Source organism: Collinsella sp. LCP19S3_D5, from assembly GCF_052121415.1.
Lineage (GTDB): Bacteria > Actinomycetota > Coriobacteriia > Coriobacteriales > Coriobacteriaceae > Collinsella.
Genome location: NZ_JBQKEH010000001.1, coordinates 108,964 through 134,758 on the forward strand (window position 1 = coordinate 108,964; position 25,795 = coordinate 134,758).

At 57.1% G+C, this 25,795-nt stretch carries 24 protein-coding genes; 20 read left to right on the plus strand and 4 right to left on the minus strand.

Annotation, left to right across the window (positions count from 1 at the left end):
- Window positions 1-183 precede the first annotated feature (183 nt).
- The 15 genes from ACTQXO_RS00515 to hflX all read left to right on the plus strand — a co-directional run bounded on the left by ACTQXO_RS00515 (window position 184) and on the right by hflX (window position 18,282).
- Window positions 184-1,854 carry a ribonuclease J gene (locus ACTQXO_RS00515; protein WP_117654800.1) on the plus strand — a complete coding sequence of 557 codons (1,671 nt, stop codon included), beginning with the start codon at window positions 184-186 and terminating at the stop codon, window positions 1,852-1,854.
- Between the two features lies 1 nt (window position 1,855).
- Window positions 1,856-4,639, plus strand: coding sequence for a DNA translocase FtsK 4TM domain-containing protein (locus tag ACTQXO_RS00520; protein ID WP_441031021.1), 2,784 nt, complete (start codon window positions 1,856-1,858; stop codon window positions 4,637-4,639).
- Entirely contained in the window at window positions 4,639-6,129 is a 1,491-nt protein-coding gene (locus ACTQXO_RS00525; protein ID WP_441031018.1) for a RodZ domain-containing protein, read from the plus strand. The genes ACTQXO_RS00520 and ACTQXO_RS00525 overlap by 1 nt, the downstream gene beginning before the upstream one ends.
- Window positions 6,130-6,155: 26 nt before the next feature.
- Window positions 6,156-6,653, plus strand: a complete 498-nt coding sequence (locus ACTQXO_RS00530) for a YajQ family cyclic di-GMP-binding protein (RefSeq protein WP_427794768.1) — start codon at window positions 6,156-6,158, stop codon at window positions 6,651-6,653.
- 26 nt (window positions 6,654-6,679) lie between these two features.
- On the plus strand, window positions 6,680-8,029 hold the full coding sequence (gene rimO / locus ACTQXO_RS00535; RefSeq protein ID WP_441031013.1) for a 30S ribosomal protein S12 methylthiotransferase RimO: 1,350 nt from the start codon (window positions 6,680-6,682) through the stop codon (window positions 8,027-8,029).
- Between the two features lie 99 nt (window positions 8,030-8,128).
- Window positions 8,129-8,677 carry a CDP-diacylglycerol--glycerol-3-phosphate 3-phosphatidyltransferase gene (pgsA, locus tag ACTQXO_RS00540; protein ID WP_441031240.1) on the plus strand — a complete coding sequence of 183 codons (549 nt, stop codon included), beginning with the start codon at window positions 8,129-8,131 and terminating at the stop codon, window positions 8,675-8,677.
- A 27-nt stretch (window positions 8,678-8,704) separates the two neighbouring features.
- Complete coding sequence (locus ACTQXO_RS00545; RefSeq protein WP_441545362.1) at window positions 8,705-9,220, plus strand: CinA family protein; 516 nt, start codon at window positions 8,705-8,707, stop codon at window positions 9,218-9,220.
- 257 nt (window positions 9,221-9,477) lie between these two features.
- Window positions 9,478-10,626: a recombinase RecA gene (recA, locus tag ACTQXO_RS00550; RefSeq protein WP_154516331.1), complete on the plus strand. Its 1,149-nt coding sequence runs from the start codon at window positions 9,478-9,480 to the stop codon at window positions 10,624-10,626.
- Window positions 10,627-10,637: 11 nt separating this feature from the next.
- The gene (locus ACTQXO_RS00555) at window positions 10,638-11,330 is read left to right on the plus strand and encodes a regulatory protein RecX (protein ID WP_441031006.1); all 693 of its coding nucleotides are present in this window, start codon (window positions 10,638-10,640) and stop codon (window positions 11,328-11,330) included.
- Window positions 11,331-11,587: 257 nt separating this feature from the next.
- Complete coding sequence (gene rny, locus ACTQXO_RS00560) at window positions 11,588-13,141, plus strand: ribonuclease Y (protein WP_154516337.1); 1,554 nt, start codon at window positions 11,588-11,590, stop codon at window positions 13,139-13,141.
- Window position 13,142: 1 nt separating this feature from the next.
- Entirely contained in the window at window positions 13,143-14,228 is a 1,086-nt protein-coding gene (locus ACTQXO_RS00565; protein ID WP_427795683.1) for an ATP-binding protein, read from the plus strand.
- 74 nt (window positions 14,229-14,302) lie between these two features.
- Complete coding sequence (locus tag ACTQXO_RS00570) at window positions 14,303-14,620, plus strand: stage V sporulation protein S (protein ID WP_118079896.1); 318 nt, start codon at window positions 14,303-14,305, stop codon at window positions 14,618-14,620.
- A gap of 64 nt (window positions 14,621-14,684) precedes the next feature.
- Window positions 14,685-16,055 carry a tRNA (N6-isopentenyl adenosine(37)-C2)-methylthiotransferase MiaB gene (gene miaB / locus ACTQXO_RS00575; RefSeq protein WP_441031001.1) on the plus strand — a complete coding sequence of 457 codons (1,371 nt, stop codon included), beginning with the start codon at window positions 14,685-14,687 and terminating at the stop codon, window positions 16,053-16,055.
- Entirely contained in the window at window positions 16,055-16,993 is a 939-nt protein-coding gene (miaA, locus tag ACTQXO_RS00580) for a tRNA (adenosine(37)-N6)-dimethylallyltransferase MiaA (RefSeq protein WP_441030998.1), read from the plus strand. The genes miaB and miaA overlap by 1 nt, the downstream gene beginning before the upstream one ends.
- Entirely contained in the window at window positions 16,993-18,282 is a 1,290-nt protein-coding gene (gene hflX, locus ACTQXO_RS00585) for a GTPase HflX (RefSeq protein WP_427748031.1), read from the plus strand. Before miaA ends, hflX begins: the two co-directional genes overlap by 1 nt.
- Here the strand turns inward: hflX and ACTQXO_RS00590 are convergent.
- On the minus strand, window positions 18,267-18,971 hold the full coding sequence (locus ACTQXO_RS00590; protein ID WP_441030992.1) for a heparan-alpha-glucosaminide N-acetyltransferase: 705 nt from the start codon (window positions 18,969-18,971) through the stop codon (window positions 18,267-18,269). The two genes, hflX and ACTQXO_RS00590, sit on opposite strands and share 16 nt — an antisense overlap.
- The gene (gene lexA / locus ACTQXO_RS00595; RefSeq protein ID WP_441030989.1) at window positions 18,971-19,615 is read right to left on the minus strand and encodes a transcriptional repressor LexA; all 645 of its coding nucleotides are present in this window, start codon (window positions 19,613-19,615) and stop codon (window positions 18,971-18,973) included. The genes ACTQXO_RS00590 and lexA overlap by 1 nt, the downstream gene beginning before the upstream one ends.
- A 162-nt stretch (window positions 19,616-19,777) precedes the next feature.
- Here lexA and ACTQXO_RS00600 point away from each other — a divergent pair, with 162 nt between their 5' ends.
- Genes ACTQXO_RS00600 through dut form a run of 3 tightly spaced genes read left to right on the plus strand, consistent with a single transcriptional unit; the run spans window position 19,778 to window position 21,170 of the window.
- A complete protein-coding gene (locus tag ACTQXO_RS00600) occupies window positions 19,778-20,227 on the plus strand; it encodes a LysM peptidoglycan-binding domain-containing protein (protein ID WP_441030986.1) in 450 nt (149 codons plus the stop codon).
- Window positions 20,228-20,278: 51 nt separating this feature from the next.
- Window positions 20,279-20,722: a transcriptional regulator NrdR gene (nrdR, locus tag ACTQXO_RS00605; RefSeq protein WP_427717459.1), complete on the plus strand. Its 444-nt coding sequence runs from the start codon at window positions 20,279-20,281 to the stop codon at window positions 20,720-20,722.
- A gap of 4 nt (window positions 20,723-20,726) precedes the next feature.
- The gene (dut, locus tag ACTQXO_RS00610; RefSeq protein ID WP_154516364.1) at window positions 20,727-21,170 is read left to right on the plus strand and encodes a dUTP diphosphatase; all 444 of its coding nucleotides are present in this window, start codon (window positions 20,727-20,729) and stop codon (window positions 21,168-21,170) included.
- A 451-nt stretch (window positions 21,171-21,621) separates the two neighbouring features.
- On the opposite strand, the gene ACTQXO_RS00615 is transcribed toward dut, so the two are convergent.
- Window positions 21,622-22,854 (minus strand): MGDG synthase family glycosyltransferase, encoded by a 1,233-nt coding sequence (locus ACTQXO_RS00615; protein WP_441030982.1) that lies wholly within the window; start codon window positions 22,852-22,854, stop codon window positions 21,622-21,624.
- A 186-nt stretch (window positions 22,855-23,040) separates the two neighbouring features.
- Between ACTQXO_RS00615 and ACTQXO_RS00620 the strand changes: the two genes are divergently transcribed.
- Both ACTQXO_RS00620 and ACTQXO_RS00625 read left to right on the plus strand, forming a co-directional pair.
- Window positions 23,041-23,979, plus strand: coding sequence for an NAD(P)/FAD-dependent oxidoreductase (locus tag ACTQXO_RS00620; protein ID WP_441030979.1), 939 nt, complete (start codon window positions 23,041-23,043; stop codon window positions 23,977-23,979).
- Window positions 23,980-24,133: 154 nt separating this feature from the next.
- Complete coding sequence (locus tag ACTQXO_RS00625; RefSeq protein ID WP_441030976.1) at window positions 24,134-24,745, plus strand: DUF1836 domain-containing protein; 612 nt, start codon at window positions 24,134-24,136, stop codon at window positions 24,743-24,745.
- A gap of 73 nt (window positions 24,746-24,818) precedes the next feature.
- Here ACTQXO_RS00625 and ACTQXO_RS00630 read toward each other — a convergent pair whose 3' ends face one another.
- Entirely contained in the window at window positions 24,819-25,685 is an 867-nt protein-coding gene (locus ACTQXO_RS00630) for a DegV family protein (protein ID WP_441030973.1), read from the minus strand.
- Between the last annotated feature and the right edge of the window lie 110 nt (window positions 25,686-25,795).

The following is a 25,795-nucleotide window of genomic DNA, read 5'->3' on the forward strand; positions in this document are numbered from 1 at the left end:
GATAGACCGGTTTGGATGGGGCTTTGATGCATGGGTGGTCTGTTGGTGGGCAAATGGGTATCATAATGCGGTTACTGCATCGACTCCGTGATGCATGTTTGTACGTTCCCGGCGGTCGGTTTGCCAGAAGCGCCCCGTCGGTTGTTCCAGACCCGTTTCGAAGAAAGGAAACCGCACGAACCTATGGCAGCTAAAAAATCATCTCCCTTGAAGATCATTCCGCTCGGAGGCCTTGACGGCATCGGCAAGAATATGACGGTCTTCGAGTGCGGCGACGACATGGTGCTCGTCGACGCCGGCCTTATGTTCCCCGACGACTCCCAGCCCGGTATCGATTTGGTGCTTCCCGACTACACCTATGTTCTGGAGAACGAGGAGAAGCTCCGCGGCATCATCGTCACCCACGGCCACGAGGACCATACCGGTTCGCTTCCGTACCTGCTGCAGGACCTCAACAACAAGGTGCCCATCTTCTCGAGCAAGCTGACGCTTGGTTTTATCGAGGGCAAACTTTCCGAGTTCCGCATCCGCGCGCCCAAGTTCCGCGAGGTCAAGGGCGGTAGCCATGTCAATCTTGGTGGCATTTCGCTCGACTTCTTCTCTATGACGCACTCAATTCCGGGCGCTTTGGGCGTATTCATTCGCACCAACCAGGGCACCGTTATGCACACGGGCGACTTTAAGCTCGACCAGACGCCCATCGATGGCGTCACGCCCGATTATGCCGCCATCAGTCGCTTTGCCAAACAGGGCATCGACCTGTTGCTTTCCGACTCCACCAACGCCACGGTTCCGGGCTTTACCAAGTCCGAGGCCGAAGTCGGCCCCAACTTGCTGCACGCCATTAAGAATGCCCCGGGCCGCGTGTTCGTCGCGTCGTTCTCGAGCCATATCCATCGCCTGCAGCAGATCTGCGACGCCGCCCGCAAGTGCGGCCGCAAGGTCGTCGTGACCGGACGTTCCATGCTCACCAACACCCGCGTGGCGCGCGAGCTGGGCTACCTCAACATCGACGATGCCGATATCATCGATGCCTTCGATATCGATAACCTGCCTGACGACAAGATCGTCGTCATGTGCACCGGCTCTCAGGGCGAGCCGCTGTCGGCGCTGTCCCGCATGGCCAACGGCGAGCACAAGACGCTCTCCATCCACGAGGGCGATACCGTCATCCTCTCGGCCACCCCTGTTCCCGGCAACGAGAAGGCCGTCCAGCAGGTCGTCAACAGCCTGGCCAAGCTTGGCTGCGACGTGTGGGACAAGAATCGCGCCCTCGTTCACGTCTCGGGTCACGGCAGCCAGGAGGAGCTCAAGCTCCTGATGGCCATGGCCAAGCCCACCTATTTTATGCCGGTTCACGGCGAGGCCGTGCACCTGCGTGCCCATGCCCAGCTTGCCCGTAAGATGGGTATTAAGGATGATCACATCTTTATCCTCGATAACGGCGACACGCTCGAGATGCGCGGTGGTATTGTCAAGCGCGGCACGCCCGTCGAGTCCGGCGTCGTTTATGTCGATGGCCTGCGCATCGGTGATACCGACCCCATCGTCCTTCGCGATCGTCAGAAGCTCGCCAATGACGGTATGGTCACAGCCGTCGCCATCGTCTCGCTCAAGCACAAGAAGATCGAGGCCATCGAGTTCTCGGGCCGCGGCGTCTCCTTTGCCATCGACGACCAGTTCTCTGAGGATGCCTCCGCATCCATCATGAAGACGATCGAGAAGGGCAAGTTTAGCTTTACGAGCAGCGGCTCCGATGCCATTCGCAAGGCCGTGCGCGATTCGCTCTCCAACTTCATTTGGAGCCGTACGCGCACCCGTCCGATGATCATCCCGGTCGTCATGGAGGTTTAGTTTGGCGCGCGGATCTGCACAAAACGCCAAAGGCAGTAAAGCCAACAACCAACCGGCATCTGCTAAGGGTGCCGGTTCCCATCTTCGTGCCAATAAGGGCCACGAGTCCGAGTTCGACGATGTTGAGCCCCTGGTCGAGCCTTCGGCCAACCGCGATATCGCCGGCGTGGTCATTGCCGTTTTGGCGATTGCGTCTTTCATTGCCGTGATTTCTCCGGCAACGGCACCCGTGACGGCAGTGGTTGCCGGTTTCTACCATCTTGGCTTTGGCCTGGGCGCCTACGTGCTGCCGATTGTCATTTTACTGCTTGCCGCCACGCTCTTTTTGGGTGAGGACTCGCCGCTCAACATTCGCTCGGTCGCGGGTGGCGCCGTTGTCTTTATCGCCGCCGTCTCCATTCTTTCGTTGATGGTGCCGGGCACGAGCGATTCGTGCGACCTCATGTTTGTGCCGCAAAACCTGTCCGCCTCGGGTGGCTACATCGGTGCGTTTATTGCGAGTGCGCTGCAGAATGCCCTGGGTAAACCTATCGCGATGGTGGTCCTGTTGGGTTTGGCCGTCGTTGGCTTTGTCATCATCGGATTTTCGGTGGGTGGCGTTTTGCGTTCTGCGCGCGATCGCGCTGCCGATTTCGCCGAGCGCCGTCGTGCCGATGTCAATGCGAGCCCGTGGGGCGACGAAGAGGCCCTGTCGGTTCCCGGCATCGCCCGTCCGCACCTGAGCATTCTTCGTCAGAAGGGCTCCGATATGGCCGTGACCACGGTGATGGGCAATGATGCGGACCCTGTTTTGGACGATGACGACGAGGACGATGATCCGTTTGTCGACGTGTCCGAGGCCGTGGAGGCCGAGCGCGCCAAGACTACGCTGCTGCCACGCCGCCATGCCAAGCATGGCAAGTCCGCGCCCAAGCTCAACACGAGTGAGCCCGACCCGTCTTGGTCCGATAGCGAAATCGAACTCACCGCGGGCGATGACGAGGATGACGAGTGTCCGCTCGAGACCGCCAAGACAACTTTGCTGCCGCGTCGCCAAGACAGGCGAGGACAGGTCACCGGACAGCTTTCGATGGAAGACGACCCGGACAAGGTCGACGAGTCCGAGCCGCCGTTTGCCGTGAACCCCGTGTCTGCTGCCCCGCAGATCCCCGATTTCCTGAAGCATCCCAAGGTTGCCGACGCCTCCACCCCAACGGCTTCCGCTGCTCCTGTTGCAGCCGGCGATGGGGGAGCTGACGGCACTGCTGCCGATGTCGAGGGCGAGCAAGAGGATGGCCTCAAACTCCCGCCGCTCGAAATCCTGCACGCCAACCCGCAGTCGGCGTCCGCCGCGTCTTCTGACAAGGAGTTGGAGCAGACTGCCGAGTCGCTGCAGTCCACGTTGCTGGAGTTTGGCCGTAGCGCTCGCGTCGTCGGCTGGATTGCCGGTCCCACGGTGACGACCTTTAAGCTGCAGCCCGGCGAGGGCGAGCGCGTGAGCAAGATTTCGAGCCTCGAGGACGATATCGCGCTTTCGCTTGCCGCCCAGTCGGTGCGTATCTTTGCGCCGATCCCCGGTACCTCGCTTGTGGGTATCGAGATTCCCAATCGCAAGCGCCAGAACGTTAACCTGGGCGACGTGCTTCCCTATGTGAAGGGCGGTCCGCTCGAGCTGGCCATCGGCCGCGATGCCGAGGGCACGCCCGTCGTCGCCGACCTCGCCAAGATGCCCCACCTGCTTATTGCCGGTACCACCGGTTCCGGTAAGTCGGTCATGATCAACTCCATCATCACGACCCTGCTCATGCGCGCGCTTCCCGAGGACGTTCGCTTGATCATGGTCGATCCCAAGCGCGTTGAGCTTGCCGGCTATAACGGCCTGCCCCATCTCTATGTGCCCGTGGTGACCGAACCCAAGCAGGCTGCGAGTGCCTTGCAATGGGCTGTTTCCGAGATGGAGCGTCGCCTGAAGGTGTTCGAGCGCCTCAACGTTCGCAAGATCTCGACGTATAACGAAAAGCAGGCCGCCGGCGAGTTCGAACACTACGATAACCCGCCGCAAAAGATGCCCTATCTGGTCATTATCATCGACGAGCTATCGGACCTGATGATGGTTGCCGGCAAGGATGTCGAGGCCTCGATCGTTCGTATCGCCCAGCTGGGCCGTGCCGCCGGTATTCACCTTATCGTGGCTACGCAGCGCCCCAGCTCCAACGTGGTGACGGGCCTCATTAAGGCCAACATCACCAATCGTATCGCCTTTAACGTGGCCACAGGCATCGATTCCCGCGTCATTATCGACCAGATGGGCGCCGAAAAGCTCACCGGTTTGGGCGACATGCTGTTCTCCAAGGTCGACTGGGGTAAGCCCCGCCGTATCCAGGGCTGTTTTGTCTCCGATGACGAGATCAACGAGATCGTCGAGTTCGTTAAGTCGCAAAGCGAGCCCGACTACCACGAGGAGATTCTGTCTGCCGTGGCGCCTGCTTCCATGTCCATGGCTGGTGGCGGCGGTATTGTCCGCACGGGCGTTGCCGAGCCGCAGGATGACGACCCGCTTATCTGGGAGGCCGCCCATATTGTGGTGGAATCGCAGCTGGGCTCCACATCTGGCCTGCAACGCCGCCTCAAGGTTGGCTATGCGCGCGCCGGGCGTATTATGGACATGCTGGAAGAAAAGGGCGTTGTCGGCCCGCCCGACGGTTCCAAGCCGCGCGAGGTCCTGCTGGATGACGAAGGGCTTGCCGCGCTGGAGTCTGTCGACGCCGAGATGGTACGTGAAGATCGTGAGTTTGGAGGATTCTGATGGCTGCACGCTTTGGTGACATGCTGCTCGAGCAGCGTCGCCGGATGGGCCTTTCCATCCAGCAGGTCGCCAACACCATCAAAATCAGGCCGCAGATCATCGAGTTTTTCGAGACTGGTAACTTTGCATCGATGCCCCCGCGTGGCTATGCGCAGGGCATGATATCGAGCTACGCTCGCTTTTTGGGGCTTAACCCGCGCGAGGTCGTCAACGCTTATTTTGACGACCTCATGGCATATGAACGCGATACCTCGCAGCAGGGCGGTCGTTTTCAGGATGCTGCCGGCTACGTTAACTCGCGTTCTTCGGTCGATAACGGTCGTTTTTTGATGGTTCAGGGTGGTCGTACGACACGGTACGGCCAGCGCCCTCCGCAAGCGGGCTATATCACCGAGACGGGCTCCAGCGAGGAAATTCGTTCTCAGCGAGATCGTTTTCGCAGTACGCCCCTGCCAGATGACCGTGCGCTTCCCGCCGCTCGCGGGTTGAGTCGCGATCCTCGCGCCGGTTACGGCGACGGCGGATACTCCGGTCGTAGCTATCGCGGAGTATCCGCCGGGCGTTCCCGCGATGGCTATTCTGACGCCGATACCACGCAGGTGACGCCGCGCCTCCGTTCGCAATCCCAGCCCTATGGGCAGCGCTCTTCGGCGCCTCGCTCTGGTCAGCGCGGCTATCAGGGCCGTGGCGAGCTTGCGCCGCGTCCGGGCCAGCGGGGTTCGCAGCGCCAGAGTAGCTATCGTGGTCGTCCCGATAGCGGTCGCGGCCGCATACCGCAGGGTAATGGTCGTGGTAGCTCCAATCGCGGACGCGGCGTTGGGCGCGCCTCTCAATACAACACGATCGATCCGCGCATTATTTACGTCGGCATCGGTGCCGTGGTGCTGCTGTTGATTTTGCTCATCGTGGTACTCCTGCGTGGTTGCGGCTCTGCTGCACCCGAGTCGACGCCCGAGACACCCGTGGCTACCAAGACGACGACTAAGAAATCTTCCAAGAAGACCGAATCCACTGACCAGGATGAAGACGCCGACGAGGCGACGGATGCGGCCGGTTCCGATGCCGCCAAGGCGACGGTGGAAAAGGAAGAGGACGAGGTCACCAAGGTCAAGGTCTCTGTTGCCAAGGGCAAGACCGCCTGGATCGAGGTCAAGGTCGACGGTAAATCGGTCTATGGCGCTCAAGCGACCGGTCCTTTTGAGCAGGAGTACACGCCCGAGTCCTCGATTGAGATCACCACGTCCAAGCCCTCCGATGTCACGGTCACCAAGAATGGTGAAAAGGTTCGCTATGACACCAAGACATCGGGTGTGGCGCGCGTGACCATTACCGTTCCCAAGAAGGAGACCGCTGACTCCGCGAACGGCGATAATGCCGGCGGTACCGATAATGCCGACGGCACCGATGTCCAGTCTACCGTCGGCACCGACACGGCATCCGACGGCCAGACAGCGAACGATTCAGATGACTATTCGTACGACAGCTACTAAGGCTCCCCGTACCGAAAGGAAGAACCATGGCTAAAGATTCCAGCTTTGACGTTGTGTCCGAGGTTAACATGCAGGAGGTCGATAACGCCTTCCAGCAGACCGCCCGCGAGATTTCCCAGCGCTATGACCTTAAAGACTCCGGCGCCACCATCGAGCTTTCGAAGGGCGACAAGCTCTTTACGATTAACGCTCCGGCCGATTTTGTCTCCAAGCAGATCATCGATGTTTTGAGCTCCAAGCTCATCAAGCGCGGTATCGACCTCAAGGCTGTCTCTTGGGACGCCCCGCAGGCGGCTTCGGGCGGTACCGTGCGCGTGCTCGGTCATATCGTCGAGGGCATCGACCAGACGACCGCAAAGAAGATCAATAAAGACATCAAGGATCAAAAGCTTAAGGTCAAGGTGACCATCGAGGCCGATAAGCTGCGCGTTTCCTCGGCTTCTAAGGACGCTTTACAGACGGTGATTCAGTTCCTGCGCGACCAGGACTACGGCCAGCCGCTGCAGTTTACCAACTACCGCTAATTTACTCGAAAGGACCGCTCTCCAACATGGATACTCCGTTGGGTTCCGTACTCTATATCACGCTTGGCTGCGCCAAGAACGAGGTCGATACCGACCGCATGCGTTCGCTGCTGGCCGCTGCGGGCTACGAGGAGGCATTCGATCCTCAGGATGCCGATATCGCCATTGTCAATACGTGCTCGTTTCTTACCTCGGCGACGTCTGAGAGCATCGAGACCACGCTCGAGCTCGCTAACGAGGTGCAGGACGGCGTTCGCTCCTGCCCCATTGTCATGTGCGGTTGCGTGCCGTCTCGTTACGGCGACGACCTGCCCGACGAACTGCCCGAGGTCGCGGCGTTTGTGAAGGCCGATGAGGAAGACGGTATCGTCTCTGTCATCGATGGCGTTCTTGGTGTGGAGCGTGAAATCGCTGCCTTTATCCCGCAGGTCAAGCGTACCGTCGAGGGCGCTGTCGCCTACGTCAAGATCTCCGATGGCTGCAATCGTTTTTGCAGCTTCTGCATGATTCCCTACATTCGCGGTCGCTATCATTCGCGCAATGCCGAAAGCATTATCTCCGAGGTGCGCGACCTGGTTGCCGGCGGTGTGCGCGAGATCGTGCTGATCGGCCAGGACACGGGCATTTGGGGCACCGACTTTGCCGATGAGGACGCCGCTGAGGCCTCACCGCGCAATCTGGCGCAGCTGCTGCGCGCCGTCGCCGAGGCTGTACGCCCGCACAACGTCTGGGTTCGTGTGCTCTATCTGCAGCCCGAGGGCATGACCGACGAGCTTATCGAGACGATTCGCGATACGCCCGAGGTATTGCCCTATATCGATATCCCCGTGCAGCACTGCGACGCGCGCATCCTCAAGGCCATGCGTCGCTCCGGTTCGCGTCAGGAGCTCGAGGAACTGTTCCGCGATCTTCGTGATCGTATCCCCGGCATCGTGATTCGCTCCACGGCCATGGTCGGCTTTCCGACCGAGACCGACGACGAGTTCCGTGATCTTATCGACTTTATGGACACCGTCGGCTTTGACTATACGAGCGTCTTTGCCTACTCGCGGGAGGAGGGCAGCCTGGCCGCCAATATGGAGGGCCAGGTCGATGAGGAGGTCAAGCTCGAGCGCGCCCAGGAGGCCATGGATCTGGCCGAGTCGCTGGGTTTTGCCGCCACAGCAGCCCATGTGGGCGAGCGCGCCCAAGTAATCGTCGACGGTATCGAGGAGACCGAGGACGGCGCCGAGCTGATCGGTCATGCCTGGTTCCAGGCGCCCGATTCCGATGGCGCGGTGCATCTGGACGCCAGCGAGGCGTCCGTGGGCGATATTTTGACCGTCGAGTTTACCGATAGCTTCTGCTATGAGCTTATCGGCCATGTTGTGGAGTAGGAGAGCGTCGTGGCAAACGAGAGCAATAAGGAACTGACGAGCGTTTGGACGCCCGCCAACATCGTGACGTGCGTTCGCATCGTCTTCATTCCGGTGTTCATGATCGTCTCGGCCCTGTCTCACGCGAGCGTTGCCGGTACGGACTGGAGCACCTTCGACGGCCCGCTCGCCGCCGCTGCCTTCATTCTGTATGTGATCCTGTCGTGCACCGATAAGGTCGACGGCTATCTGGCGCGCTCACGCAACGAGATCACCGATTTCGGCAAGTTCTTGGACCCCATCGCCGACAAGTTGCTGGTGTTCTCGGCCTTGCTGCTGTTCTTGGATTTTGGCGCGGTGACCGTGTGGTCCGTGTTCATTATCCTGTTCCGCGAGCTGTTGGTGAGCGCACTTCGCATGGTCGCGAGTGCTGCCGGTGTGGTCGTTGCCGCCGATAAGCTCGGCAAGTACAAGACGGCGACCACGATGGTCTCCATCTGTGGCTATCTGTGCGTCTTTGCGATGGCCGGTCTTCAGCTGTGTCCGGCGTCGCTGCTGCTCGGTGTCTATTCGGTGTCGCGCTTCCTGTACGTCATCGCTGTCATTTTGACCATTATCTCGGGTGCCCAGTACTTCTGGAACTGCCGTAAGATCGTCTTTTCGGTCTAGGTCCTGGTGGGTATGACGGAGTCTTATTTGCAGATCGCCGCAAACAACGAGGAGCTGGCGCGCGATATTGTCGAGCGCGCGAGTGCCCGTGGCGTGACGGTGTCGACGGCGGAGTCGCTGACGGCGGGCATGATCGCCTCGACGATTGCCGATATCCCGGGTGCCTCGGCGGTGCTTCGTGGCGGTGCGGTGACCTACTGCGATGAGATCAAACATCGCGTGCTCGGCGTCGAGCAGGAAACACTCGATCGGTTTAGCGCCGTGTCGCATCAGACGGCGCGTGAGATGGCCGCGGGCTCGCTGGACCTCTATCAGAGCGATGTCGCCGTGAGCGCAACGGGCTACGCTGGGCCCGGCGGCGGTACCGATCAAGACCCCGCCGGCACGTTCTATATCGGCTGGGCGTATCGCGCGGCCGATGGGGGAGCGACGGTCGTTGAGTCTGCGCGCTGTCACTACGAGGGTGATCGGTCGTGCGTCCGTGCCTATGCGGTCGCTGAGGCTTTGGAACGCATTGTCCGCGTGCTCAATTCCATGGAATAGACGTGTTTTAAGGGGCCTTAGGGCCCCTTAATTGTGGAGATAGGGACCTTTGGCAAGGAATGCGCTTGCGCTGGCGCATGTCTTTAATTTGTACGAGCACTCGTATTTGCGATTGGCATGGTCAAGCGTTTGGTCGGCGTTTGGTCGGCGTTTGGTCGGGTTTTGGAATGGACGGGTGCATATGATGAACCTGAACGGTTGACCACGAACAGCCGTTCGTTTATCATCGATTCAGGTTGTTAAGAGGAGGGCTATTCATGGCCAAGAATTCAGGTCCCGTACGTACCGTTCATACGCGCACGACGGGTAAAGAGCGCGACGAGATGATCGCCACTACCAAGGCCGAGATCGAGAAGAAGTTCGGCCAGGGTTCTATTATGAGGTATGGCGACGGCGGTCCCGAGCTCGAGGTCGAGGCTATTCCGACGGGCTCTCTGGCGCTCGACGCCGCCTTGGGTATCGGCGGCGTGCCGCGCGGCCGTATCGTTGAGATTTATGGCCCCGAGTCCTCCGGTAAGACAACGCTTTCGCTCGAGATTCTTGCAGAGGCGCAGGCCATGGGCGGTGTCGTGGCTTTTATCGACGCTGAGCATGCGCTTGATCCCACCTACGCCGCGCGCATCGGCGTCGATATCGACGAGGTGCTGATTTCCCAGCCCGATACGGGCGAACAGGCGCTCGAGATCGTTGACATGCTTGTGCGTTCCGGTGCCATCGACGCCATCGTCGTCGACTCTGTTGCCGCTTTGACTCCACGAGCCGAAATCGAGGGCGAGATCGGTGACACGACGGTGGGTCTGCAGGCTCGCTTGATGAGTCAGGCGCTCCGCAAGCTCGCCGGCTCGCTTGCCAAGTCCAACACAACCTGCATCTTCATTAACCAATTGCGCGAGAAGATCGGCGTCATGTTCGGCAACCCCGAGACCACCACAGGCGGCCGCGCACTCAAGTTCTTCTCTTCCGTGCGTATCGATATTCGCAAAATCGATACCATCAAGCTCAAGGACGAGGTTATCGGCAATCGCGTACGTGCCAAGGTCGTTAAAAACAAGGTGGCTGCTCCGTTCCGCTCGGCCGAATTTGACATCATGTATGGCACCGGCATTTCTAAAGAGGGCTCGATTCTGGATATGGCTGTCGAGTGCGGCATATGCAAAAAGATGGGGTCTTGGTTTGCCTATGGTGAGGACAAACTCGGCAACGGTCGCGAGGCCGCTAAGACGTTCCTGCGCGAGCATCCCGATTGCGCCGACGAGATCGAGCACAAGGTTCGCCTTGCCTGCGGTCTTGAGTATGACGATGATGCCCCCTCCGAGGTTGAGTTGACCGATCAGCCCGCCCCCGAGGAGTTTGACGAGCTGTATGCCATCGATGGCTCCGCGATGCTCGACGATGACGACGAGTAACGGATGCCGACATGTCGTATACGGTGACCGAGGCTAGGGTCGTTTTTCCGGATAAGAAGACGGCCTCCTCGTTCTCGAGCGGTTATGCGTCTAAAAAGCCCTGTGCACATATCGATTGCGATCTGGAGGGCGGTTTTGAACGGTCCATTTGGATTCCCGTGCGTGTGGCACGTGTGTACGTTCAGAACCGTCTCGATCTTCCCTGCGACTGGGATGACTTTCGCGAGGCGGTACAGCTTATCGAATGCAAATGTGCGCTCACCATGGTGACCGAGATGCTTTCGCGTCGTGATCATGCTACGGGCGAGGTGCGCGATAAGTTGGCGCGCTATGGCTTTCGTCAGCCCGCGATCGACTTTGCCGTCAATCGTGCCATCGAGTATCGTTTTTTAGATGAGAACCGCTTTTGCTCGTTCTTTATCGAGGAGCGTAAGCGTCGTGGTTGGGGACAGCGCAAAATCGAGACTGAACTCAAGCGTCGCCATGTTGCACTTGATGAGATTCCAGGGTATCCCGAGGCTTATTTTGCCGAGGATGACGACTTGGCTCGCGCATCGGCTTTGCTCGCTAAGCGTCGCGTTCCCGAGGCACGTGCATTCGAAAAGCTCGTCAGATTTTTGATGGGCAAGGGCTTTTCCTATCACATTGCCGCGGATGCCGTTAAGGCGCGCCTTGATGCCTTAAGCGAGAAATGCGACGTTTAAGCATGCGCACGTTACGCCCCTGCCGTTCACCGCTCGATAGGCGCCGTGCTGGGTGCGTTAATTTGACAGTTGTTGCGGTTCAACGTAGGATAATTACTGTCATTTGCATTGTGATATGTGCTCATCTGCGATGAGTTTGTTTATATGTTTATCTGTATCCGACCCGCATAAGCTGCGCCCATATTACTCAAATGTCGCGAGCCGTTCGTATGGACGGTTCGCTTTGTTGTGTAACGATTCCATAAAAAGGAGTGAGCATGCCGCCTATCATTGCAGCGCTCGTTGGCATTGTTTTGGGTGCCATCGTCGCCATTGCCTACATGCGCACCGCCAAGCAGGGTAGTCTTCACGAGGCCGAAGAAAAGATTCAGTCGGCACACGCGCAGGCAGAGTCCCTGATCGGTGATGCTAAGCGTCAGGCCGAGACCCTCAAAAAAGAGGCTCTGCTCGAAGCTAAGGAAGAGATCATCAAGAACAAACAGGCCGCCGAGGCCGAGGACAAGCAGCGTAAGAGCGAGATTCGCGCGCTCGAAAATCGCGTGATGCAGCGCGAGGAATCGCTCGACCGACGCAACGATGCGCTCGATAAGCGCGAGCATCAGCTGTCCAGCCAGGCCGGTCAGGTCGAGAAGCGCTCTCGCGAACTTGAGGAGCTTTGCGCCAAGCAGACCTCCGAGCTCGAGCGTATTGCCGACCTTACGCGCGAGGATGCTCACAAGGAGCTGCTCGATAAGGTCCGCGGCGAGGTTACCCATGAGGCGGCCACCATCATCCGTGAGTCCGAGCAACAGGTCCGTGCCGAGTGCCACAAGACCGCTCAGGAGATTCTCTCCCTGGCGATCCAGCGCTGCGCTGCCGACCATACCGCCGAGGTCACCGTCACGTCCGTTCATATTCCCTCCGATGACCTTAAGGGACGCATCATCGGTCGCGAGGGTCGTAACATCCGTACTTTCGAGCAGGTTTCCGGCGTCAACCTTGTGATCGACGACACCCCCGAGACTGTCGTGCTTTCGAGCTTTGATCCGGTCCGTCGTGAGACCGCCCGCGTGGCGCTCGAGAACCTCATTGCCGACGGTCGTATTCACCCCGCCCGCATCGAGGAGATGTACCACAAGGCCGCTGACTTGGTTCAGCAGCGTGTGCTCGAAGCCGGCGAGCAGGCCGCCTTCGATACCGGAATCCACGACCTGCATCCCGAGATCGTCAAAACCCTGGGCGCTCTGCGCTACCGCACCTCGTTTGGTCAGAACGTGCTACAGCACTCGCTTGAGGTCTCCGACCTGTGCGGCATCATGGCCTCCGAGCTTGGTCTGGATGTTGTGACCGCCAAGCGCGCGGGTCTTCTGCATGACCTGGGCAAGGCCATCGACCACGACGTTGAGGGTCCGCATGCTGTGATTGGCGCCGAGCTTGCCCGCCGTTATGGCGAGAAGCCCGTTATCGTCCACGCAATCGAGGCCCATCATGCCGATGTCGACCCCAACACGGTGCTCGACGTTCTGGTCCAGGCTGCCGATGCTGTTTCCGCTTCTCGTCCCGGCGCCCGTCGCGAGTCGGCCGAGAGCTACATTAAGCGCCTTGAGAAGCTCGAGGAGATCGCCAACTCTCATGACGGCGTCGAGCGTACCTATGCTATGCAGGCCGGTCGCGAGGTTCATGTCATGGTTCAGCCGGACAAGATTTCCGATGCCCAGTCCACGGTGCTTGCGCACGATATCGCTCATCAGATCGAGGAAGAGATGGAGTATCCCGGTCAGGTGCGCGTTGTCGTGATTCGCGAGAGCCGTGCCGTCGATATCGCTAAATAACATGAACGACGCGAACGAGCTCATCTCATTTATCGCGTCGATGTCGGGGGAGGGCAACCTTCGCGTCGAGGAAAACCTTGGCGAGGGGTATGTCCGCCTCCGCGTTTCGGAGGCCGAGCGCCGTCAGGCCAAGCATGACATTCAGCATGTAGAGGACATTGTCATCGAGATGCTGCGTAATGCTCGCGATGCCGGAGCCGATAAGGTCTATCTAGCCACGACCAAGGAGGAGGGTGTTCGTACCCTCCTCTTCCTGGATAACGGTTCGGGTGTGCCGCAGGATATGCAGGAGCGTATCTTTGATGCCCGTGTCACCTCCAAGCTCGAGAGCATGAAGATGGACCGTTGGGGTGTTCACGGTCGTGGTATGGCGCTGTTCTCTATCAAGCAGAACACCGATGAGGCACGCGTTGTTACATCGGGCGTCGATTTGGGCTCAGCGTTTAAGGTGTGCGTTGACACCGATCGCTTGGCTGAGCGCGCCGACCAGTCGAGCTGGCCTCAGGCGGTTAAAGACGAAGACGGCCGCTATGTATGCGCTCGCGGTCCTCACAACATCATTCGCGCAGCCTGCGAGTTTGCCCTTGAGGAGCTGCGCGACTGCGACGTGTATCTGGGCTCTCCGTCCGAGATCGCGGCGACCCTGTACGCCCAGGCTTCCAGTCGTCTCGATACGTCACGCCTGCTCTTTATCGATGACGAGTGTGAGCTTCCGGTTATCGATCGTTTAGGTCTCGCTTCGGATGCCGAGGATTTTATCCGGATTTGCTCCGGGCTGGGTCTCGAGATGTCCGAGCGTACTGCCCACCGTATTCTGTCAGGACAGATTAAGCCCGTTCGCGGTGTGTGTGCGCGCCTGCTGCGCGAGCGCGATTCCACCTCGCAATTGCCGGCTCCAGTCGATCTTGCCAAAGACCGTCGAGGCCTCCGCATTGCCAAGGATGACATGGCACAGTTTTCGCGTGCTGTTGAGCGCGACTTCAATGACCTTGCCGCCCGGTATTACCTCAATCTGTGCGGCGACCCTAAGATTCGCGTTTCACGTGATCGCATCACCGTGACGTTCGATCTTGCCAAAGAGGAGTAGCATCTTTACCGAGTCCGCTCGGTACGATACAGTTATTGCAGTTAAAACGTACTTTTAAACGCAGGAGTTTCTTCATGGATTGCCTGAAGGTATCAAGCAAATCATCGCCCGCGTCCGTTGCCGGCGCCATTGCCGGTATGGTCAAAGATGGCGTTCCCGTCAACATTCAGTGCGTCGGTGCCGGCGCCGTCAACCAGGCCATAAAGGCCGTTGCCATTGCGCGAGGTTTTTTGATTCCGACTGGCTTTGATGTCTCTTGTGCGCCGGTGTTTTCTGACATCCTCATTAACGGGGAGTCTCGCACGGCAATCCGTCTCTCTATCTACGTTCACCAGATTAATCGGGCTGCTATGGACAATGTCGTCATGGACGACGTTAAGCCTGTTGCGTAAGCGAGTTTTCGCACATTTGTAGCACCTTTGTGCCCCGTCGATATCATCGTTAGGATGTAAGCTCATGGACCAGCGTTTCGTACGCGATATTCTTGCCGGTAAAACCTATTTTATCCGCACGTTCGGCTGCCAGATGAATCAGCACGACTCCGAGCGCGTGAGCGGTTTGCTCGATTCCTATGGCTGTCTTATGGCGCTCGATCCGGAGCATGCCGATATTGTCGTATTCATGACGTGCTGTGTGCGCGAGGCTGCCGATACGCGCCTGTACGGTCAGTGCAATTCCTGCAAGAGTCTTCCTCCTTCTCCTTCGGGCAAGCGTGTGGTCGCCGTGGGTGGTTGCATCGCTCAGCGCGATGGCGAGGGCCTGCTCACCAACGTCGATAACGTCAACGTTATTTTTGGTACGCATTCGATTGCGCACGTGGCGGAGCTTATCGCCGAGGCGTTTATGGATGGCAAGCGCCATATCCGCACGAATGAGCATGAAGATACGGACGCCATGAGTATGCCGTGGCATCGCGAGACGCAGTATCATGCATGGGTGCCCATCATGACGGGCTGCAACAACTTCTGCACGTATTGCATCGTGCCGTACGTTCGTGGTCGCGAGAAGAGCCGTCCCTTCGAGGAGATTGTCGACGAGGTGACGGGTCTGGTGCGTCAGGGTGTGCGCGAGATTACGCTGCTGGGACAAAACGTAAACTCCTACGGTCGCGATCTCTTTGGCAAGCCGCGCTTTGCCGACCTGCTGCGCGCCGTGGGTGATACGGGCGTCGAGCGTATCTTCTTTACTTCTTCGCACCCCAAGGATTTGCTTCCCGAGACCATCGATGCTATGGCCGAGACACCTGCCGTTATGCCGCAGCTTCACCTAGCCGTTCAGTCGGGTTCCACGCGTATCCTTAAAGAGATGAATCGTCGGTACACGCGCGAGGATTATCTGGGCCTGGTCGATCGCATTCGTAACCGTATGCCCGATATTGCGCTTTCGACCGACATCATCGTGGGCTTCCCGGGCGAGACCGAGGAAGACTTTGAGCAGACGCTCTCGCTTGCCGAGACGGTTCGCTATGCCCAGGCCTACACGTTTATTTACTCCAAGCGCGCCGGTACCCCGGCAGCTGAGATCTATGATCCCACCCCGCATGAGGTTATCCTTGAGCGCTTTAACCGTCTGGTCAAGGTTATCGAGACGACGGCATACGAGTATAACCAGGGCGAGCTTCACACCGTGGTGCCTGCGCTTATTGAGGGCACGAGCAAGAAAAACGACGCTGTTCTTCTTGGTAAAAGTCCTAAGAACCAGACAGTGCATGCGCCGATTCCTGCTGGCTATAGTATCGATCAGCTTATCGGCAAAATCGTCGACGTCGATGTGGATGTCGCCAAGACGTGGTATCTGTCTGGCTCCGTTGTGGGTGAGCCTCGCTAATGGTTTCCCCCGGCACAAACCTTTCTGCCGTAGCGATCGTCGGTCCGACGGCGGTCGGCAAGAGTGATGTTGCCGACCGCCTGGCTGCTCGTCTGTCGTCTGAAGTGTTATCGTGTGACGCGATGCAAATCTATCGCGGTATGGATATCGGTACGGCCAAGATGATGCCCGAGGAGTGCTCGGTGCCCCTGCGCCTTGTCGATATCGTGGACCCGGGCGTCGCGTATTCTGCTGCGCTCTATCAGTCTGATGCCCGGGCGCATATCGAGCGTTTGCTTGGTGAGCAACGGCTTCCGGTCTTTTGCGGCGGCACGGGCTTGTATCTTAAGGCTGCACTCGATGATATGGACTTTCCTTCGGGAGAGCTCGAGGACGAACGTCGCACGGGTTATCAGGAGCTTGCCGAGCGTATTGGCGAGAAAGCTTTGCATGCCCTGCTTGCCGAGCGTGATCCGGAATCTGCTGCCGTGATTCATCCTCATAACGTGCGCCGCGTGATCCGTGCGCTCGAGATGCACGATGACGGTGTGTCGTATGCCCAGCAGAAGTCGAAATTCAGCGTTCCGCATGAGCGCTATCATGCCATGTGGTTTGGTCTGACGCGTAGCCGTGAAGTGCTCTATGAGCGCATTAACCTGCGTGTCGACCTTATGTTTGAGCAGGGTCTGGTTGATGAGGTCCGTGGCCTTATGGACCAGGGCCTGGGTGATGCACTCACGTCGATGCAGGCAATCGGTTACAAAGAGATTATTGATGCCTTGCGAGGCGCTATTACCATGGATGAGGCCCGCGAGCTTATCAAGATGCGCTCACGTCGCTATGCCAAGCGCCAACTTTCCTGGTTTAAGCGTGACGATCGCATCGTGTGGTTCGATATGGATGAGTTTACGATCGATGAGGTCGTCGATGATATCTACCGTCGTATCGAGGCTGCCTAATGGCACGTTTTCCCTTGGTTCCCACGGCGCCTGAACCTGAGCGTGCCGTCTTGGTTGGTGTTGAGTGGCGCGATAACGCCTGGCCGCTCGACCGTTCGCTCGACGAGCTCGAGCGCTTGGCTCACACTGCTGGAGCCCAATGCGTGGCACGCTTGTCTCAGCGTCTGGTTAAACCTTATCCCAAATCGTTTATCGGCTCCGGTAAGGTCGAGGAGCTATGCGGTTTGGTGCATCGTATGGATGCGGATGTTGTAATCTTCGACGACGACTTGACTCCTTCACAGCAGTCCTATCTTGAGAAAGCCGTGGGCGAACCGGTTAAGATTATTGACCGTACGGCGTTGATTTTGGATATCTTTGGCCTGCATGCTCAGACGCGTGAGGGTCGCTTACAGGTGCAGCTGGCTCAGTTGCAGTATCTGCTGCCCCGTCTGCGAGGTATGTGGAGCCACCTTGCTAAGGAACAGACGCGTGGCGGCATTGGATCGCGTTTTGGCCAGGGCGAAAGCCAGCTCGAGGTCGACCGTCGCCTGATTCGCGATAAGATCGCAGCTCTTCGACGCGAATTGAAACAGGTTGAACAACGTCGTGATGTGCAATCGAAAAGCCGTATTGAATCGCCGGCGTTTCGCGTAGCGTTGGCTGGCTACACCAATGCCGGTAAGTCGACGTTGCTTAATCGATTGACGGGATCCACGGTACTTTCGCAGGATAAGCTGTTTGCCACGCTCGATCCTACGACGCGTTCGTATCGTTTACCCGGTGGCCGTGGCATGACGATCACTGATACCGTTGGCTTTATTCAAAAGCTGCCCCATGGCCTGGTCGACGCGTTTAAATCTACGCTTTCCGAGGTGCTCGGCGCCGATTTGGTTCTTAAAGTTGTGGATGCTTCCGATGAGGATTACGAGCGCCAGCTTGAGGCGGTTGATCGTGTCCTTGACGAGATTGGTGCCGGTGAGCGCCTGACGCTTACCGTGTTCAATAAAATCGATCTGCTCGATAGCGTCGACCGCTTGAGCTTTCGCCGGCGCTATCCCGAGGCGGTATTGTTCTCGGCTCAGACGGGTGAGGGCCTTGATGACTTAGTCGACCGCATCGCTCGTGAAGCGGCCGCTACGGACGTGTTGCTCTCGGCCGATATCCCGTATCGAGAGGGCGCGTTAATCACGCTTGTGCACGAACAGGGAACCCTTCTGCACGAGGAATACCTCGAGGACGGCGTTCGTATTGTGGCAAAGCTTCCAGCCCGTATCGCACCGCGTCTCGAGCGTTATCGAACAGAGTAAATCAGCTCCAGTACACCCAAGATAACCGGTTGATGAAGCAGGTAGAACGGCAGCGCATGGCGCCCGAGACTTGCGAGCGCCGGGATGGGATTCGCATAGGCCCATCCCGGCGCCTCATAGTTTGCTTCCTGAGTCGTGTGGGCGGCAAAGAAGCCTGCAAGGTACATAAATAAGAATGGTATGACTGGATAGTAATCACCAGAGACAAAGTCTGGGCTTGGGAAACCCAGCCAAGCTAAATAGGGGATAGGATAAACCGTTTTAGGAATACTCGAGGTAAGGGTAAAAAGTGTGAGGCAAATTGCTATACCCCATACCGACGGCACTTTAACGATCACCGGACGCGCGAGCGCGACAATGGCGGTGCAGGCCGCCATGCAGAACATGATGCCGAAGTTCACCGAGTCATCGACTGAGACGAGCGTCGTCGCGACCCATACGACAAAAGCGGCAGCGGCATATTTGACGGCACGCTTGATGTTGTTGCGCGAGAGGGTGCACATCCAGCCGGCAATAAACAAAAATACCCAACTGATGCTGGCACGCCAGATGTCTTGGAAGATGGTCTGAGTAAACCAGGGCATATCCCAACCATAAAGATAGGCAAGATCGTAGCAAGCATGAAATCCTGCCATCGACAGCATGGTAAATCCGCGAATGGTATCAAAGACCGTGATGCGGTTTTGCATTACGAGAACCGGCGCATCAATCCAACAACCTTGCCCAAGATCGTCGGATTTGTCGCATAGATGGGCTCCATGGTGTCGTTTTCGGGCTGCAAGCGAACTCGTCCCTGCTCCTTGTAGAACGTTTTGACCGTTGCGGAGCCATCGATCATGGCCACAACGATCTCGCCATTCATGGCGCTCTTCTGTTCGCGAACGATGATATAGTCGCCGTTAAGGATACCGACGTTAATCATCGAATTGCCGTGGACCTCGAGGATAAAAGACCCCTGGTCCGTTGCGATGTCGGTCGGGATGGTAAAGGTGTCCTCGATATTCTGCTCGGCAAGGATGGGGATCCCTGCGGCGACACGGCCCACGAGGGGTAGCGATACGGTTCCGCGGGGTGCCGTGGGCTCATCGGACTTTGAGATGGAGACGGAGGCTCCGTCCTCGTCAAAGAGCTCTAGGGCACGAGGCTTGGTGGCGTCACGTTTGAGCAGGCCGCGTGCTTCCAGTGCGGAGAGATGTGCATGTACGGTGCTAGGGGAGGAAAGACCCACAGCCGAAGCCATCTCACGCACGCTGGGCGGATAGCCCTTTTCCTGCTGATACTCCTTGATGAAGTCGTAAATCTGCTGCTGTCGCTTGGTAATTTTGCGAGCCATCAGGGATTCCTCTCTACCTAACCCAAACAAATGTTCTATGTTTGCTTGACAGGAACAACTGTTCGAAGATAATAATAACCGAACACTCGTTCCCGCGCTAGACTTTTTTGTCCTCGCGGCTTGATAAAACAGTTCTCGTCAAAAACGCGAGAGGAGAACATGATGAATGCAACGGATATGGTCCAGGGAAACCTCGCCCTTAAGCTCGAGACGCCTGCGGCGCCGGCTTTCACGGTTGTCAAAGGCGGCCGATCTGGTTTTCAAACACTGCCTGGCAAGTCCGTCCGAAGCCAGTGCGTCGCCACGACTTCGGCCCCCGTTGCTCTGAAGGCCTCGACGATTGTCGCCCTGGCCGTTGCGCTCACGCTCTTCTTTGTACTTGCTACCTCGATCTTCAGCGCTCGTCACGCCGCATATGCCGAGTCGGTATCTAACGTTACCTATGAGACCGTCCGTGTTCAGTCTGGCGATTCCCTGTGGTCGCTTGCTCAGGAGCATTCCGTCGACGGTCTTTCTACCCAGGAGACTTCTGACATGATTCGCAGTGTCAATCATCTGGAGCATGGGTCACTCGTTGCGGGTGACGTTCTTAAAGTTCCTGCGCGTTCGTAAGATTTAAACTCCGGCACATGGTACCCTTGTTATCGTTTTGGAGGAGGTACCATGCGCTGTCCCAGATGCGGCAATGCACATACCCGTGTTGTCGATTCCCGTATGCAGGAGTCTAATAACACCATTAAACGCCGTCGTGAATGTTGTTCGTGCAACTATCGCTTCACAACATTCGAGCGATGCGAAGACCCCATCGAGGTCATCAAATCTGACGGGTCAAGGCAGCGGTTCGATCGCAATAAGCTGCTGGTCGGCTTAATGCGCGCTACGATTAAGCGCGACATCGACACGAAAAAGCTCAATGAGCTCATCGATGACATCGAGGTGGAGCTGCGTTCCCGTACACTGACGGCCGTTACGTCCCACGACCTGGGCGACATGGTGCTTAAGCGCCTGGCCAAGATCGACAAGGTGGCCTACATTCGCTTTGCCTCGGTCTATCGCGATTTCAAAGACATCGATGAGTTTTTGCAAGAGCTCGACAAGCTAAGGTGATTTTATGTCCAACATTACAGTCAACATTAAGCGTCTCGACCCTACGATCGAGCTTCCCAAATACGCCCATCCCACAGATGCCGGTTTGGACCTCCGTGCCAATGAGGACTGTACCCTTAAGCCCTTCGAGCGACGCTTGGTCTCTACTGGCCTTGCGATCGCGCTGCCCGATGGATACGCTGGCTTCGTTCAGCCTCGCAGTGGCTTGGCTATTAAGCAGGGTCTGTCTATAGTCAACACTCCTGGCCTCATCGACGCCCACTACCGAGGAGAACTTAAAGTCATCCTTATCAACCTGGATCCTTCCAATGAAATCCAGATTAACAAGGGTGACCGAATCGCTCAACTCGTCATCCAAGAAGTTCCCACGGTCAATCTCGTGGAGGTAGACGAACTAGACGAAACCGACCGAGGAGCCGGCGGTTTCGGTTCTAGCGGCGTATTGTAATGTCCGCTCACCCGTGGGTGGCCCCTATATATCATCCCATGCTCAAACATTCTCGCGGGGGCGCTCGTATCCCTCCCGCCCGCCTCTCACACATATCACTCCATGCTCAAACATTCTCGCATCGCTTCGCTCGCTGCGAAACTGCGCGTGGAACGATATGTGTGAGAGGCGGGCGGGCGGCTACTCGCTTGAAAATTATTTACATTCTAGTAAGCCAATGCGACAAAGGAACAGTCCCTTTGTCGCATTGGCTTACTACATTTGATTTTTCCGGTTTTGCCTTTGCAGATTCTAATGGTGGGGAATCTGGTATAGCTGCTAATACGTAAACGCAGCTTACCCGTGGGAGGCCCCTATATATCGTCCCGCGCGCAGTTTCGCAGCGAAGCGAGAATGTTTGAGCACGGGATGATATATAGGGGCCTCCCACGGGTAAGCGGACATTAAGACCCTAGCGGATATGCGCGGGTTTTCCGCCCCAGTAGAAGCGGCAGAAGGCTCGTTTGCGCTTTTGGGGCTTGCCTGTAAGTTCCATGGTTGCGATGGCGATGTCCTCGGCCGCGTGTGGACGACGTAGCACTTCGCCATTGATGAGCAGTGCCTTGAGCGACTCGGGATGATCGTGGAGATGGCGCAGCGTCACAATGAGCTCGCGTGCGGTGGTGACATGCATGCTGGCGCCCAAGTCGGTGAGCATGGTGGTGTTGGCCTTTTCCTGGCCATAGGACTTGCCCAACAGAATCATCGGCAGGTGTGCACACAGGCATTCGGTAACAGTGAGTCCGCCCGATTTGAGAATTGCCAGATCGCAGCCGTGCATGAGCGCTGCCATGTCATCGACATAGTCAAGGACCGTGACGTTTTCGAGTTTCATGGCTTCGAAGAGCGTTTTCAGGCGCGTGGCGTATTCCGTGTCCTTGCCCGGCAAAAAGACAAAGTGCATATCCTCGAAGCTACGGAGGAAGGGGAGGGTGTGGTCCATCGCCGCGCGAAAGCGAACGTACGGTTGAGGCAAACTGGCGCCGGCCATTACCAGCACAATGGTCTTGTCGGTAGGGAGATTGAACTTCTCGAGTTCTTCCTCACGATTGTAATCCGTGTCAAATCCAGCGCGAATAGGGATGCCCGTAATGCGTATCTTTGCCTCGGGAACCTTACGTGGGCGGAGCGTCTCGGCCATAAACTCGTTTGCCACGCAGAATAAGTCAGTGTCCTTATGGGGCCACCAGCCCTCGACTTCGTAATCGGTCGGCACGCAAATGACGGGATAATCGATGCCCGTAATGACGCGCGCACCAACCGCAACGTTGGCTGCCGTGATATGTGTGGCGACCACGGCAATAGGCCTACGAGTGCGAACGTATTCGTTAAATGCGGGAAACATAATGCGCGACCACGCCGTGCCGCCGCCCCAAAGCAGGTGTCCGGTAAGGGTATATCGCCAGGTCAAGTCATAAATTGGGCGCGTGGCGCCGGTAAACGATGCGGCCGTTTTGTTGCCGTCGAATTTTATGCGTCCAAAATCGAGGATATCCAAGACCTCAATCTCGACATCCTGCGGTATGCCCTTGGTGCCGCGTATAAGCTCGAATGCTTGTGCGATAGCATTGGCTGCCGCTTTGTGTCCCGAACCAACCGATGCGTGGACAATGGTCACTAAGGGCTTTTGTGCGGGTGACGGCATCAATTGCTCCGATTGGGGGGCGCTTTGCGTGGGCAGGGGAGCGTCATTGCCCATCTGCGTTTGATCCATCGATAACTCCCCTTCATCGTTGTTTCGCAAAGAATCATTGTAGTGCATGACTGTCATGTTCTCCTAAATTTGGGTATGAGCGCAAAGAACGCCAATGTTTCGATGAGAGGACACTCCATGACTACCAATCAGCCGATCGATGTTGCGATTATCGGCGGCGGCCCAGCGGGCTATGCTGCAGCCATTTATGCTGCGCGATCCAACCTAACGACGACCGTGATCGAGCAAGGTATGTCGGGAGGACAGATCGCCACAACCAATGAGGTCGAAAACTATCCGGGCATTCCGCTCTTGAGCGGCGCCGAACTCGGCGAGCGTTTTCAGCAACATGCAGAGGGCCTGGGTGCGCAGGTCGTATGGAGCATGGTGACGGGTATCGATTACGATGCGGATGCGGCGCTGTTTACGGTGCATCACGATACGGGCGATACGCTGGCCTCGAGTGTTATCGCTTGCATGGGCGCCACGCCGCTCTCTGCTGGTTTTGTTGGCGAGGATACGTATCGCGGTCGCGGCGTTTCGTATTGTGCGACGTGCGACGGCATGTTCTTTCGTGGCAAACAGGTCTTTGTCATTGGCGGCGGTAATGCTGCCTGCGAGGAAGCCCTGTTCTTATCAGAAATTGCCAGCAGCGTGACCATCGTCTTGCGCCGCGATCAGTTCCGTGCTCCCGATGGCGTGGTTCAAAAGGTGCTCGCTAAAGATAATATTTCTGTTAGGTACCAAACTAGTATTGTGGAGCTATCGGGCGAGGCCATGCCTACAACTATCACGTTTAAGGACAACGCCACCGGTGATACCTATTCCGAGTCCTTCGATCCAGGTTCGTTTGGCATCTTTGTCTTTGCCGGAACACAGCCCCATACCGAGCTTGTACAGCATCTGGTGGATCTGGCGCCTGACGGCGGTATCGTTACCGACGATTCGATGGCCACGTGCACGCCGGGCTTGTTTGCTGCCGGCGATATCCGTTCCAAGCGTTTACGCCAGGTTGTGACCGCCGTTTCGGACGGAGCCATAGCGGCAACCAGCGCATACGCCTTCTTACGAGGATAAGTACGATAATATATCTTATGTCAGGTTGCTATCTTTTTGCAAAGTGGTTGGACGGTGCGTCAATGTGCTGTCCAACCACTTTTATTTAGCGGCTATGTGGTATGCAAAACTAGATAATCTAGAATACAATATAGAAAACGAACGGAGGTCTCTTATGAACCACGTCAAACATGTTATCCCGATGTCCGATACATCGGTCAGCATTAAGCCGGAGGATATTCAGCCGACGGTGCTGCCGGATGCATTTATTCAGTCCGATATGGTGGGTAAACTCAATACGTTGAGCCTGCCACGCTATGACCAGCTGCCCAACGTAACGCTCTATCGCGATCAGGTTATTGAATATGTTGCACTGTGGATGGAGCCGCTTTCGATTTGCGTAGGGCAGCCCGTTATCACGCCTTCGATGATCAATAACTACGTAAAGGTCGGCCTCGTTCCTGCTCCGGTTAAAAAGCAGTATGGCCGTGAGCAGATTGCGCGTCTCATTGCCATTTGTATCTTTAAACAGGTGCTGCCCATCGCTGCGGTTCAGGCGCTCTTTAATATTCAGCGCTTGAGCTACGACGCTCCGACGGCTTTCGATTATGTAGTCGATCAACTTGAGGCATCGATTCGTGCGGCTTTTTCCCTTGAGCAGACTCCCGTGCCCGATACCGCACATCAGGTTACGCGCGAATCGCTGCTCGTACGCAGTGCGGTATCGTCTTTTGTATCGAAGGCGTACCTGATGAGCTACCTCAAGTTCAATGGGTTTAATAGCTAGGCGACGTATAACGCGGGCGGGATAAAGAGCCATCAGTCACTTTGTCCCGTTCGCGTTTTTGCTTGGTTGGGCTTTATCGGCCCGAAGCCATGCCCATACCGTAGCCGATGATGAGACCATGCATCTCGGCGTAATAGGAATCTAGGCCGTTGCAGGGCATGATGATAGTCTTGGAGCCTGGCCAGTGCTCCACAATGCGGTCGGCAAGCGCCTGGGCTCCAGCTTCGTTCTCAACGTGATCGATGATGACCTCGCCGCCCATGAAACCCTCGGCCTCCATGGTGTCGACAATCTTGTTGAGCATCTTCTTTTCGCCACGCGTATGCCCAACGAGTTCAATTTCGCCCGCATCGCTCGCCGTGCCCAAAATGCGGATGTTGAGCTTGTTGGCAATAACACCGGCCGCCTTTGGGATACGTCCGGCCTTCGCAAGGTTTTCGTAATTGCATAAACTAAAGAGGATCTTGCTGTTCTGCTCCAAGCTATCGAAGTAGGCGCAGGCTTCCTCAAAGGAGGCATCCGGTTTACTTGCAAGATAGCGATCAAACAGTAAGAAGATCAGGTCCATCTTGCCGCCTGCTGCGCGCGAATTAACCAGGTGAATCTTACGATTGGGCTCTTCGGCAAGCACCATGTCACGCGCGGTGGCCGCGGCATTGTAGCTTCCCGAGACGCCCTCGGAGATGGGCATGCAGATCGTCTTGTCGGCGAGCTTAAAGAGCTCAGCCCACTCCCCTACGCTTGGGCAGGAGCTCGATGATGCGCTGGATTCCGATTGAATGGCAACATTAAGCTCGTGAACATCGAGCGAGAGATCGTCGACAAATTCACGCTCCCCCACTCGGATCTTAAGGGGTGCAAATGCAAAGGTGGTATGAGGTGCGGTTGGTTGCCAATCGCGAAGATTGCAGCTCGAATCTGAGATGAGTGCCCAGCTCATTGAGGGTCCTTTCTAGTTGTTCTCAACAATTATAGCTATCTTTTGGATAGATGCTGCGCATATCTAGTATTCAAAACTAGATTGTAGTTTACACACAAAATAGGCGGTCG